Origin of the sequence: Leeuwenhoekiella nanhaiensis (assembly GCF_002744755.1) — a bacterium.
In the GTDB taxonomy this organism is placed as follows: domain Bacteria; phylum Bacteroidota; class Bacteroidia; order Flavobacteriales; family Flavobacteriaceae; genus Leeuwenhoekiella; species Leeuwenhoekiella nanhaiensis.
This window is the reverse complement of record NZ_KZ319305.1, coordinates 19607-32100: the sequence shown is the minus strand read 5'-3', so window position 1 is coordinate 32100 and position 12494 is coordinate 19607. Positions and strand designations below refer to the sequence as shown.

Annotated in this window: 10 protein-coding genes; 3 read left to right on the top strand and 7 right to left on the bottom strand. The window is 41.3% G+C overall.

All coding sequences use genetic code 11. The features are described from left to right. Positions 1–33: 33 nt before the first annotated feature. The 6 genes from CJ305_RS17785 to CJ305_RS17760 all read right to left on the bottom strand — a co-directional run bounded on the left by CJ305_RS17785 (position 34) and on the right by CJ305_RS17760 (position 6977). Positions 34–456, bottom strand: a complete 423-nt coding sequence (locus tag CJ305_RS17785; RefSeq protein WP_099647648.1) for a hypothetical protein — start codon at positions 454–456, stop codon at positions 34–36. Between the two features lie 85 nt (positions 457–541). Then, positions 542–1903: a TlpA family protein disulfide reductase gene (locus CJ305_RS17780; protein WP_099647647.1), complete on the bottom strand. Its 1362-nt coding sequence runs from the start codon at positions 1901–1903 to the stop codon at positions 542–544. Next, positions 1900–2892 carry a TlpA disulfide reductase family protein gene (locus CJ305_RS17775; protein ID WP_099647646.1) on the bottom strand — a complete coding sequence of 331 codons (993 nt, stop codon included), beginning with the start codon at positions 2890–2892 and terminating at the stop codon, positions 1900–1902. Before CJ305_RS17775 ends, CJ305_RS17780 begins: the two co-directional genes overlap by 4 nt. A 72-nt stretch (positions 2893–2964) precedes the next feature. Further along, a complete protein-coding gene (locus CJ305_RS17770; RefSeq protein ID WP_099647645.1) occupies positions 2965–5271 on the bottom strand; it encodes a glycoside hydrolase family 65 protein in 2307 nt (768 codons plus the stop codon). 4 nt (positions 5272–5275) lie between these two features. Further along, a complete protein-coding gene (pgmB, locus tag CJ305_RS17765) occupies positions 5276–5932 on the bottom strand; it encodes a beta-phosphoglucomutase (RefSeq protein ID WP_099647644.1) in 657 nt (218 codons plus the stop codon). 1 nt (position 5933) lies between these two features. After that, entirely contained in the window at positions 5934–6977 is a 1044-nt protein-coding gene (locus CJ305_RS17760; protein ID WP_099647643.1) for a LacI family DNA-binding transcriptional regulator, read from the bottom strand. A gap of 136 nt (positions 6978–7113) precedes the next feature. Between CJ305_RS17760 and CJ305_RS17755 the strand changes: the two genes are divergently transcribed. From CJ305_RS17755 to CJ305_RS17745, 3 genes are read left to right on the top strand one after another with little or no spacing between them, the layout of a single operon-like run. Then, positions 7114–8673 carry a glycoside hydrolase family 32 protein gene (locus CJ305_RS17755; RefSeq protein ID WP_099647642.1) on the top strand — a complete coding sequence of 520 codons (1560 nt, stop codon included), beginning with the start codon at positions 7114–7116 and terminating at the stop codon, positions 8671–8673. 21 nt (positions 8674–8694) lie between these two features. Further along, positions 8695–10032, top strand: a complete 1338-nt coding sequence (locus CJ305_RS17750; RefSeq protein WP_099647641.1) for a sugar porter family MFS transporter — start codon at positions 8695–8697, stop codon at positions 10030–10032. A gap of 50 nt (positions 10033–10082) precedes the next feature. After that, positions 10083–10976, top strand: a complete 894-nt coding sequence (locus CJ305_RS17745; protein WP_099647640.1) for a carbohydrate kinase family protein — start codon at positions 10083–10085, stop codon at positions 10974–10976. Between the two features lie 57 nt (positions 10977–11033). On the opposite strand, the gene CJ305_RS17740 is transcribed toward CJ305_RS17745, so the two are convergent. Further along, on the bottom strand, positions 11034–12464 hold the full coding sequence (locus CJ305_RS17740; protein WP_099647639.1) for a pyridoxal phosphate-dependent decarboxylase family protein: 1431 nt from the start codon (positions 12462–12464) through the stop codon (positions 11034–11036). Positions 12465–12494: the final 30 nt, after the last annotated feature.

Below are 12494 nucleotides of genomic sequence, written 5' to 3'. Positions count from 1 at the left end.
TTTTAACTTACACAGTTAATAGGATAGTGTCGATTAATGCGAAAAGTCAAGCTGCCGGTTCTCGTCAGCAGCTTTTTTATCTAATCTTTTGCCGAAAATAAGGCCAATGAACATGCCAATCGGTAAACCGACACCCAATAATCCCATCTTTCCCGTAACCAACCCCAGGAGAACACCAATCGGTACTCCAAAAGCAGACATACCCAAAACTAACCATAGTCTTTGATAGTGATTTTTGGGTACTAAGTTTTCATTTTTCTCCAAATGTTTTAAAACTGCCATCTTAGCTTTTATCAACTCTCTCTTCAATTGCTTTTCGCTTTCATTAAAAGAATTAATACGCTCAATCTGAGAATTGATATAGTCATTTGTTTTTGTCTTAATGTCTTTCGATTCTAAAGATTTAATAAGCTTTTGAAAACCTTCCAGATGAGATTTCAGCTTGGAATTATTCAAACTGGATTTGGAATACTTAAGAGGTGTAAACGTATCTTGATTAATTTGATTAAATGCCGCTAAATTTTGTAAAACTTTTAAATACTTATTCTATTTGCAAAAGTGCTTTCGTTATAATCTGTTCAATGTAAATTGAGGGCTCTCCTATATCTGAGTTTATTAATTTACCCTTTTCGTCTATAAGAATATATCTTGGAATAGACTTTACGTTATAATTCTCTCTAAAACTGGATCGCAATCCATCTTTGATAAAAAGATTTATTCCCTCGGAGTCTTTCTCTCTATCCAAAAAAGACTGCCACTTATCTTTAGAAGAATCCACTGATACCATAAGCACTTCAAAGTTAGGATTTGCTTCATATTTCCTAGCTAATTCTAAAACCTGAGGTCGTTGACTTAAACAGGGTGCACACCAGGTTGCCCATACATCAATAAATAAAACTTTACCTTTAAAATCATTTAAATCAACCTCCTCATTATTTTTGTCAATAGCAGAGAAATTAGCTGCTACATCACCGCTCTTTAATATTGAAAACAATTTTGATGCATTGATGATAATGTCTGAATACCTATTTTCTTCCGCCATTGATAAAATCGAGTCAAACTCCTGACTGTTGAATAATTTTTCGTGCTTATACCAATAAGAGGGTGTTTGAATTAGTTCCTTTATATAACTTGCTTTTAAATAATCTGAAAGATCTTCTGATGATGTTTCATTTTCAATATAGTGCAAAAAATCAGAAATTTTTTTAAGCTCTTCGTGCTCCCGTAAATACTCGATTTCATATTTATACAGGTAAATATCTGGAAGTGATTTTAATGCAATATCTGGCGAAGGAATAGACTCAATAAAGTTAAAAAAACTGTTCTCTGCTTCTAACTCCTGAGCTATTCTGCCAAAATAAAAAAGAAACGAATAGATTCTGGATTCATTTTGATACTCAAGTATAGTAAAGGTCTCGGGGTCAATAATATTTTTATAAAATTTTAAATTAGACCTACGCTCCTCTTTAAAATTCTCAAATACTTTAACAACACTATCAAGATTGCTAGTCGTAAAGATAAAATCCTGCTTTTTTGAAATAAAATCCTGATTAGAATGCCACAAATAATTAAGCAGCGAATCTGCTATAGAATTGGTTTGAAGATTACCATACTCATCTTTGACAATTTGAGTATTTTTCCCTGGCTCAAGTATTGCTAAATAACTATTCTCAGCGCCTGATTTAGTGATTTTTGCAACTAAGGGATTTTCGAGTGATATTCCCTGTTTAAAATTCGGATGAAATAATTTTAGTTCCGTAGATGCATTTGTAAGCTCCGAAACGTAAACAGTATCTATTAAAGAAGCTTTCTCAATTGAGACAGTTGTTTTCGTGTTTTGATTTGTGCAAGAGCACAAGCTGAAAATAAAAATGCTTAATAAAGCGTGAACCAAACGTATCATAAAATCTGCCGTAATTTTTCGGTTAACGCTTCTCCTCGCAAATTACGAGCTATTATTATTCTGTCCTTATTGATTAAATAATTACTTGGTAAAACTTTTATTCCATAAATGAATGCAGCATCACCGCGCCAACCTTTTAAATCGGCTAAGTTTACCCAATTCAACTGGTCATCCTCAATTCCTTCTTTCCATTGATCAAGATCTGTATCTAGAGAGATACTTATAATTTCAAACTCCTTATCTGAGTATTTTTCATATTCTTTAACCAGGTGCATATTGTCTTTTCTACAAGGTTCACACGAGGTAGACCAAAATTCGAGCAAGACTGTTTTCCCCATAAATGCTGATAGTCTTTTGACTTCGCCCTCAGGATTTTTAAGTGAGGCATCTACAAATTGATCGCCAATATCAGGATTCGTATTAAGCCTAAGAAAATGATCGATTTCCTTGCCATATAAGGTTGATTTATTTGCTTCGGAAAGGGCATTATAGACAGGTTCAGTAAGATCTTTACCCAAATTTATAAACCAGTGATAAAGTGTTACAACTCCCAATGGATTATCCTTGTTCTCCAGTATAAAATTCTGAATAACCACATTACGCTCTTTACGGGATAATGTGTCTATTTGTTTGACTAATTTTTCAGATTGCCTTTGAGACTTTGAGCCGTAAATAGTCGCATAATAGAAATTCTTATGCTCGGCATCAAATACCATAGGGTTGTTCTCGAGCCATAATTCAGTATAAAATAAATCATATTTGGTTTTCAGTTTAGCATAAATTGGAGATATGGGTAGCTTTGTTTTAAAGTTAAACCTGCCGTTTTCAATAAGCGTAGAATCGAGTGTATTGCCTGATTGCGCATCAATGAGATAGAGCATCTTACCGTTACCTTCCGATTGTATTTTCCCGTTTAGGGAAAATGTATTTTCCTCTTGGGTGTTACAGGAAAATAAAAGGATTGAAATAAAAAAGTATAAATATCGCATAGCTATAAACTAAAAATCCCCTGCAATCTTTTAAAATGCAGGGGATTTTAAAGTTAAAATATTTAATTCAATTTAAACCTCAACGGAGCTGCCTGCTTTCACAGTCACCTCTTTTCCGTGTATCAAAAGATCAAGATCCTCGCCTTCGTTAAGCGTAAAAACGGTTTTGTTTTTACCTACGGCAACTTTAAGGATTTGATCTCTATAATTCAGTTTGAAGGAAAATCCATCCCAGGCATCCGGCATTTTAGGATCAAATGACAGGGTGTTATCCTTAATGCGCATTCCTCCAAAACCTTCAACCACACTCATCCAGGTACCGGCCATACTCGTGATGTGCAAGCCTTCGTGAACTTCTTTATTGTAATCGTCCAGATCCAAGCGTGACGTTCGCAGGTAAAAGGCATACGCCTGATCCATCTGCCCGAGTTTTGCAGCCTGTATGGCGTGTACGCAAGGGCTTAGGGAAGATTCATGAACCGTAAACGGCTCGTAAAAATCAAAATGTTTTTTCAATTGCTCTTCACTGAAGTCTTCTTCAAACACATAGAAAGCCTGTAAGGTATCGGCTTGTTTGATGTAAGGCGAACGCAGAATACGGTCCCAGCTCCATTTCTGGTTGATAGGGCGTTCTGATTTTGACAAATCGGCTACAGTGACCAATTCTTTATCCAAGAAACCATCCTGTTGCAGGTATACGCCTTTTTCTTCCGAATAGGGCAAATACATTTTCTCGGCAACTTCAGCCCAAGCCTTTAACTCTTCCTCTTTCAATTCGGTCTGACCCACGATACGCTTGTAATCTGAACCGAACTCCTGAGCTACATTCTTACAATGCTCAACGGCATATTCCAAACACCATTTTGCCAGGTAATTGGTATAAAAATTATTGTTTACGTTGTTTTCGTATTCATTAGGACCGGTCACCCCAAGAATTACGTAGTTTTCTTTTTGAGCAGACCAAGTGGCGCGTTGTTTCCAGAAACGGGCAACACCTATCATCACTTCAAGTCCTTTCTCAGGAATGTAGCTGTAATCGCCGGTATACTTCACATAATCGCGAATGGCAAAAATCATCGCCCCATTACGGTGTATTTCTTCAAAAGTGATTTCCCACTCGTTGTGGCATTCCTCCCCATTCATCGTTACCATCGGGTATAAAGCCGCTCCATCTTTGAAACCTAGCTTTCCGGCATTTTCAATCGCTTTAGGCAAATGATTATAACGATAGGTCAAGAGGCTGCGTGCAACATCCTGATTTTTGGTCGCCATATAAAAATGCAGACAGTAGGCTTCGGTATCCCAATACGTAGAACCCCCGTATTTTTCACCGGTAAATCCTTTAGGACCAATGTTTAAACGGGAATCTTTACCTAAATACGTTTGGTTCAGATGGAAAATATTGAAACGAATCCCTTGCTGAGCCCGTACATCGCCATCTATAACAATGTCAGCCATAGACCAGATCTCGGCCCAGTCTTCTTTTTGCTTTGAGAGCAGTTTGTCAAATCCGGCATCTAAAGCCGTGTCAAGAACCTTTTGAGCTGCCTGTTTCAACTCGTTTTGATCGTGATTGAATGAAGTGATATACCCCGCGTATTTCTGAATAGCAAAAGTCTCACCCTCACGAATATCAGTCTCGAAAACGTGGCCGATGTACGTATCGCTTTTGTTAGTACTAAGCGTTAATGAAATTTCTTTACCATCTACGGTAAAGGTATTGGCCATCGCTGTACACACATAGAAAAAGGTTTTCATGGTGTGCGCAGTGATGTAGGCTTTGTTTCCGTCTTCCTCGACACTCAAGGTGTTCCAGAACTTATCGTCCCAATTGGTGTCCTCATTGGTAATGCCACTATCTAGGTAAGGCTCATAGCTGATGCTTACATCTTTATTAAGCGGAGTCACCTCATAGTTTATAGCACCTATCTCATCGTGTTCCAGACTTAAGAACCGTTTAGATTGCACTTTAAGCTTCACGCCGTTTTGCAGTTCTGCTTCAAAACTACGGCCCAGCCAGCCTTCTTTCATATTAAGTTCTCTTCGGAAATTAGATACACTTTTAGCCGTGTTCAAATCCAAAGACTCGCCATCTACTTTAACTTTTATCCCTATCCAACTGGGTGCATTAAGCACTTTTGCGAAGTATTCAGGATATCCGTTTTTCCACCAGCCCACACGGGTTTTATCGGGGTAATAAACTCCGCCAATGTAACTTCCCTGAAAGGTTTTACCGCTGTATTCTTCCTCAAAATTGGCACGCTGGCCCATGGCACCGTTACCTATGCTGAACAAACTTTCAGATGATTTAACGCGGTCTTTTTCAAACCCTTCTTCAATAATGGCCCAGGGTGCAGGCACTATATAATCCTGATTCATAATACTATGCGTTGATTAGTTGGTCTAGAAATGCGGTATCGATTTCTGTAAAATCTTTAAAATTGTGATCGGCTTCGTGTAAAACTTCAGCATCGCCTATGCCTACACTCACCATGTCTACCGAATTGGCAGCCTGAATACCGGCTATTGAATCTTCGAAAACAATCACATCTGAGTACGCAAAGCCCAGCTCATCTGCCCCAATGGTAAATACTTCGGGATCTGGCTTGGCTTTTTGTACGTGATTGCCATCTACAATAATTTCAAAAAAATCAAAAAGCCCCACGCGCTTTAGGATGGGCTGCGCATTTTTACTGGCAGAACCCAAAGCCATAGGGATATTTTTCGATTTTAAGTAATTTAGCGTTTTCATGACACCCGGCAAAATATCGGCCTCCGTCATTTTTTCGATATAGCTTAGGTATTCTTCATTTTTAGAAACCAGCCATTTATCCTTTTGCTCCTGAGTTGCTTCAACTCCGCCTATCTCGAGCAGAATCTCCAGCGAGCGTACCCGGCTTACACCTTTAAAGCGCTCATTCTGTTCTTCGGTGAACTCAAAACCGAGTTCGTTAGCAAGGCTTCTCCACGCCAGGTAATGAAAGCCTGCCGTGTCTACAATAACGCCATCCAGATCAAAAATAAATCCTTTCTTTGCCATACTATCGGTTTAATTTTCGGGTTGATTCACGCTCTATGAGACTGGTCTCAATATAGCTTGTGCCGTATTCTTCGGTCTCGTCTTCAGGTCGCTCCAGTTTATTGATAAGAATTGACGCCGCTTTTCGGCCCATCTCCTCACCGTGCTGGCTTACCGCTGTAATACTGGGCATCATATGTTCTGAAAGTTCGCCATCTGTAAAACAAACGATAGAGATATCATCGGGCACTGTTTTGCCTGCTTTAGCGATTACCCGGGCGGCGTAAACAGCAAAAAGTTCATTTACCGTAAACAAACCATCCAGATCATTGTTTTCGATAAAGGTTTTGATTCGCTTTTTAGCGCTTTCATCCAGGTCATCAATATTGTCTAACTTCAGAATTCGGTTTTCATCAACCTCAATACCGAAATCGTCGTGTGCATCCAGGTACCCTTCGGTACGCAGTCTACCTACACTCACGTAATCTTCACTGGTTATAATACCAATCTTACGACAGCCGGAACGGATCATATGGGTCACCCCTTTTTTAGCTCCCTGCGTATCGTTGATGAGTACCCGGTCGCACGGAATACCTTCAACAACGCGGTCAAACATCACCACAGGCATACCCTGCTCAATCACCTCATTTAAATGATGATAATCTTCTTTTTGCATGGTTTCTTTAGAAACCGATAAGATAAAACCATCTGTACTCCCATTTGCCAGAAGTTCCATATTAAGAACCTCTTTATCGAAATCGTTATTGGAAAGGCAAATGATTACGTTGTAATTGTTTTCGCGCGCCTCAGCTTCAATACCCCGGATTACGGTTGTAAAGAAGTGGTGCACAATCTGTGGAATGATAACGCCGATGGTATTGGTCTTACGATTTTTAAGACTCAGGGCGATGTTATTCGGTTTATAGTTGTAAAGCTTTGCGTAAGCCTTGATTTTCTCGCGGGTTTCTTCGCTGATTTCGGGGCTATCTCTCAGCGCTTTAGATACTGTAGAGATAGAAACGTCCATCTCTTTAGCAATTGACTTAAGGGTTAATTTCCTTTTCATGGATATTTATTGACTAATTAGTAGGTTCACTGATGTTAAGTTAACCGTTTAGGCAGCAAATTTAATTAACTAAATCGATTAAGTTAAGTTGAATTATACTAACTTTCGGTGCTATTTTAATCAAAGTCTATTGATTATGTTAAAAACTCTAAGCATTAGCTGTTTAGTTCTCTTGATTTTTAGCTCGTGTAAAACAGACCCGGCTCAAAATTCAAATCCTAAAGATACAGCAGATATGTTATATTCCGAAAATTTTCGTCCACAATACCATTTTAGTCCTAAATCACACTGGATGAACGACCCAAACGGCCTGGTTTATCACAAAGGGACCTATCATTTGTATTATCAATTTTACCCCGATTCTACCGTTTGGGGACCGATGCACTGGGGTCACGCGACCAGCGAAAATCTCAAAGACTGGAAACACCAACCCATTGCACTTGAACCCGATACGCTGGGATATATCTTTTCGGGAAGCGCGGTGATTGATCATCAAAACACCTCTGGTTTTGGAACTGAAGAAAATCCTCCGCTGGTTGCTATGTTCACTTATCACGAGCCCAACGGCGCACAGGCCAAAACAAACGATTACCAGTATCAGGGCATTGCTTACAGCCTCGATAATGGCAAAACCTTTACCAAATACGAAGGCAATCCTGTTGTACCTAATACCGAAGGTTTTATCGACTTTAGAGATCCAAAAGTCTTTTGGCACGAAGATTCTCAAAAGTGGATTTTAATACTGGTGGCGGGCGACCGGGCGTTATTTTACAATTCAGACAATCTCAGAGACTGGAATTATTTGAGCGAATTTGGAAAAGACACCGGCGCTCACGGCGGCGTCTGGGAATGCCCTGATCTCTTCCCCTTGAAAGTCGTAGAAACCGGTGAGACCAAATGGGTTTTACTCATCAGCATCAATCCCGGCGCGCCAAACAGCGGCTCGGGCACGCAATACTTTGTGGGCGAATTTGACGGTGAACAGTTTACCACTTCACAAACCGAAGAACTTTGGATTGATCTGGGGCGTGACAATTATGCCGGTATCACTTACAACAACTTACCCGAAGAAGAGCGCATTTTTATTGGCTGGATGAGCAATTGGGAATACGGCCAGGAAGTCCCAACCGAAAAATGGCGCAGTGCGATGACGCTTCCGCGAAAGCTAAACTTACATAACAACAACGGATACTTTCTAAGCAACTTTCCGGTTGCCGCGCTGACTGACCAATTAGAAAAACAAAAACCCGAAACTTTAAAGGAAGACGGAATCTTTCATTTTACAAATCCTAAACTCAATCAAGCCGAAATTTCATTTAGTCTACCTTCACCCTTGACTGACTTTGAAATTATGCTGAGCAATGATGACGGGGAGCGTTTAAGCATAAGCTATAACGCTGAGCAAAACGAGTATAGTCTTGACCGTTCCCTAAGCGGACTCACAGATTTTGCCGATAGCTTTGCCAAACCCGTTATGAAAGCCCCGGCCCGGTTCACAAGTGGAGATTCCGTTCCTTTTTCGATTTATATGGATACCTCATCCATCGAATTTTTTGCTGATGGCGGAGCCAATGCAATGACAGCCGTATTTTTTCCTCAAAAACCCTATACCCATTTTGAATTGAAAACCGATGCAGCAGTTTCTGATTTAAGCCTGACTCCTATCCCTTCAATCTGGAATACCGAAAGCCACTAAAAACGCACAACCTCATTATTTATGAAAGCAGTACAAAAATGGTCAATAACCGTAGCGCTAGCTGGATTTCTCTTCGGTTTTGATACCGTAGTCATCTCTGGTGCTAACTTACCGGTACGCGAACTCTGGAATTTATCACCCTGGTTTCATGGACTCTTTATTATGTCTATGGCGCTTTGGGGGACGGTTTTAGGTTCCCTAACCGGCGGAATACCCTGTGATCGTTTTGGACGTAAAAAAACCCTGTTCTGGATTGGGGTGCTGTATCTCGTTTCGGCAGTGGGCTCAGCTTTATCACCAGATCCTTATCTGTTTTCGTTCTTCCGCTTCATTGGTGGCGTGGGCGTAGGCGCTTCTTCGGTAGCAGCACCTACCTATATTTCTGAAATTTCAACCGCCTCAAACCGCGGTAAACTGGTGGCGCTGTATCAGTTCAATATCGTTTTTGGGATCCTGATCGCGTTTTTCTCCAATTATCTGCTTGAAGGTTTTCAGGGCGCAAACGACTGGCGCTGGATGCTGGGTGTAGAAGGCATTCCTGCTGTTCTTTATGTCTTACTCGTTCTGGGCGTGCCCGAGAGTCCGCGCTGGCTTCTGCATAAAAAGAAAGACGAAAAATCAGCTTTTGAAATTCTAAACCGGGTGTATCCTAAAGCGGAAGTACAGCAAAAAATCGATGCTATTAAAACCGAACTTGCTAAAACTTCAGACGAGGTTACTTTATTCACCAAACGCTATAAAAAACCACTGATTCTGGCATTTTTGATCGCGTTCTTCAATCAGCTTTCGGGTATCAATTTCATTCTCTATTATGCTCCTGAAATTTTAGTAAAAGCCGGTTTAGCGACTGAAGATTCGTTATTCAATTCCATTTCCATAGGTTTTGTAAACCTGATTTTCACCTTTGTGGGTGTGGGTCTGATTGACAAACTGGGGCGCAGAACCCTGATGTATATCGGTTCGCTGGGGTATATTATAAGCCTTTCAACTGTAGCCTGGTGTTTTTATGCTTCGGCAAGCCCTACCTTGCTGCTCGCGTTTATTTTGGTATTCATTGCCTCGCACGCTATAGGACAGGGCGCCGTGATCTGGGTTTTCATTTCTGAAATTTTCCCGAACAAGGTACGTGCCTACGGGCAATCCTGGGGAACCGGAACCCACTGGGTTTTCGCAGCCTTAATCACTCTGCTTACCCCCGTATTTTTAGACAGTGATGACGGAATTTTTAAAGACAACCCCTGGCCTATTTTCGCGTTTTTTGCCTTTATGATGGTATTGCAATTGCTCTTCACTAAATTTATGATGCCTGAAACCAAGGGTATTTCGCTCGAAGAGCTGGAAGAAAAACTTTTAGATTAAATCGCTCATTTAACCAAACTAACTAAAACTACCTGTAAACTCGTAATGCTATGAAAGACTCCTTAAAAGCAGTAAGCTATGGTGAAATCCTGTGGGATGTATTTCCTGACGGGAAAAAACTGGGCGGTGCCCCGCTTAATCTGTGCCTTCGTTTAAAAAGTCTTGGAGTTTCGGTCGATATGATTAGCCGTCTGGGAACCGATGCTCTGGCCGAAGAAACCAGGGCTAAATTAGATCTGCTTGACTTAAACCAAAGCCTTATTCAGGAGGACGACGAGCTGGAGACCGGGCAGGTACTGGTTACCCTTGACGATTCCGGCAGCGCATCGTACGAGATTAAAGAGCCCGTGGCCTGGGATGCTATCGCTATTTCCAAGGAAAACCAAAAAGCAGTCGCTCACGCCGATCTGTTTATTTTCGGTTCGCTGGCAGCACGTTGTGAGACGTCGCGCGCCACGTTAAAAGAATTGCTTCCGCAAAGTAAATACGCCGTTTTTGATGTAAACCTTCGGGCACCGCACTACAAAATGGAGCATTTGGTGCAGTTTATGAAACAGGCGCAAATGGTTAAAATGAATGACGAAGAACTGGAGATACTTGCGGATCATTTCGATATAAAAAGCGGTGCTATTGAAGATCAACTGGCTCAGATAAGCAAAGAAACCGATACCTCGCTGATCTGCGTCACCCTTGGGAAAGCGGGCGCTGTACTGTACAAAGACGGAAAATTACACGCACATCCCGGTTATCCCACCACCGTGGTTGATACCGTGGGAGCGGGAGATTCCTTTTTGGGCGGACTGCTTTACCAACTTTTTAAAGAAGAATCAGAACCCGAATACGCGCTGGGCTTTGCCTGTGCTCTGGGTGCTATGGTCGCCGGTAAAAAAGGCGCCAACCCAAAAATCACTAAAGACGAGATTCTGGATAAGATGGAGGAGTAATTCAAGATTCAAAACTTAAGGTTCAAGGTTCAGATTTGAAACTTTGAATCTTGAACTTTAAATCTCTTCCGCAACAGCTTCACACAATTCAATAGTTTCCTTTACATGATCAAAAGTCGTACGCGGATTTATCAAACACATACGCAACACGATTTGTCCGTTTAGAATGGTGGTTACCAGCATTGCCTCACGCGATTGTACAACCGCTTCCGATATTTTTGAATTGAGTTTATCGAGTTCAGCTTCAGAATATTTTTTGTCAATAGGATTGTACCTAAAGTTGATGATGGCAAGCGTTGATGGTGAAACTACTTCCCATTTTTTACTCTTACGCAAAAGCTCTTCGGTCGCATCACAAAGTTTAAAATTGTAATCTATGGCTTCGCGAAAGGCGTTCAGTCCAAAGGTTTTGACACTCATATAAAACTTGAGCGCCCGGAACCTGCGTGTAAGCTGAATACCGTGATCGTAAAAATTGATTTCAGAACTGTTTCCTTCTACATCCTTAAGATATTCGGGCTTTTCGGTAAACGTACCGCTCAGCCATTTGTGATTGCGCACCAGCAAACAGCCCATTTCGTAAGGCTGGTAAAACCACTTGTGCGGGTCAACAGTTAAAGAATCGGCTTTCTCAACACCCTTTAGCAATTGCTTACCGTCTTTGGCCAAAATTGCCGCACCTCCATAAGCCCCATCAATGTGAAACCACAAATCTTCGGCTTTTGCAATTTCAGAAAGTTCGCTGAGCTGGTCAACAGTACCTGTATTGGTCGTCCCTGCAGAAGCTAACAGGCAGAAGGGTTTCCAGCCTTCCAATCGGTCTTTATTAATTGCGTTTTTAAGTTTGTTAATCGCAAACTTAAACTCCATATCGGTTGGGATGATGCGTATTTGCTCTTTGGTAAACCCCATCACCCGTATCGCTTTCACATTAGAAGAATGCGCCTGATCTGAAAGGTAAATAACCGCTTTCGAAAAATCATCGCCGCATTTTACATTACGTGCCGTAACCAAAGCCGTAAGGTTGGCCATAGACCCCCCGCTGGTAAAAATACCGCCACCCCGCTTTTTAGGGAAGCCATAGAGATTCAACAGCCAGTTGATGGTAATGATCTCCAGTTCGGCAGCTGCCGGAGAAGCAGCCCAACCACCCGAAAACACATTAAAACCAGTCGCCAGGGTATCTCCCAGAACACTTACAAAATTGCTAGGTCCGGGCACAAACGAGAAAAACTTGGGATGACTCAACAGATTGATATGCGGAATTACCTTTTCCATCACGCCCTGCATCACGGTTTCAAAAGAAGTAGCCTCTTCGGGAGCATTTTCGGTCAAAAGTTCATCCATTTCGGCCCTGCTGGCTACAGCTACAGGTTTTTTCTGTTCCTGCCCGGCGTGATGGGCGACTAAAGCATCTACTACCTTATAGCCGTATTCCCGCATTTGAGCTTCGGTTAACTCCAAACGAGCCTCTGTTTTTGCTTTCATCCTTCGATTTTTGGCAAAATTAAGTTTTTA

Excerpts from the sequence above, each read along its gene's own strand:
- CJ305_RS17780 (WP_099647647.1), bottom strand. The coding sequence starts at position 1,903 with ATGATACGTTTGGTTCACGCTTTATTAAGCATTTTTATTTTCAGCTTG.
- CJ305_RS17775 (WP_099647646.1), bottom strand. The coding sequence starts at position 2,892 with ATGCGATATTTATACTTTTTTATTTCAATCCTTTTATTTTCCTGTAAC.
- CJ305_RS17770 (WP_099647645.1), bottom strand. The coding sequence starts at position 5,271 with ATGAATCAGGATTATATAGTGCCTGCACCCTGGGCCATTATTGAAGAA.
- pgmB (WP_099647644.1), bottom strand. The coding sequence starts at position 5,932 with ATGGCAAAGAAAGGATTTATTTTTGATCTGGATGGCGTTATTGTAGAC.
- CJ305_RS17760 (WP_099647643.1), bottom strand. The coding sequence starts at position 6,977 with ATGAAAAGGAAATTAACCCTTAAGTCAATTGCTAAAGAGATGGACGTT.
- CJ305_RS17755 (WP_099647642.1), top strand. The coding sequence starts at position 7,114 with ATGTTAAAAACTCTAAGCATTAGCTGTTTAGTTCTCTTGATTTTTAGC.
- CJ305_RS17750 (WP_099647641.1), top strand. The coding sequence starts at position 8,695 with ATGAAAGCAGTACAAAAATGGTCAATAACCGTAGCGCTAGCTGGATTT.
- CJ305_RS17745 (WP_099647640.1), top strand. The coding sequence starts at position 10,083 with ATGAAAGACTCCTTAAAAGCAGTAAGCTATGGTGAAATCCTGTGGGAT.
- CJ305_RS17740 (WP_099647639.1), bottom strand. The coding sequence starts at position 12,464 with ATGAAAGCAAAAACAGAGGCTCGTTTGGAGTTAACCGAAGCTCAAATG.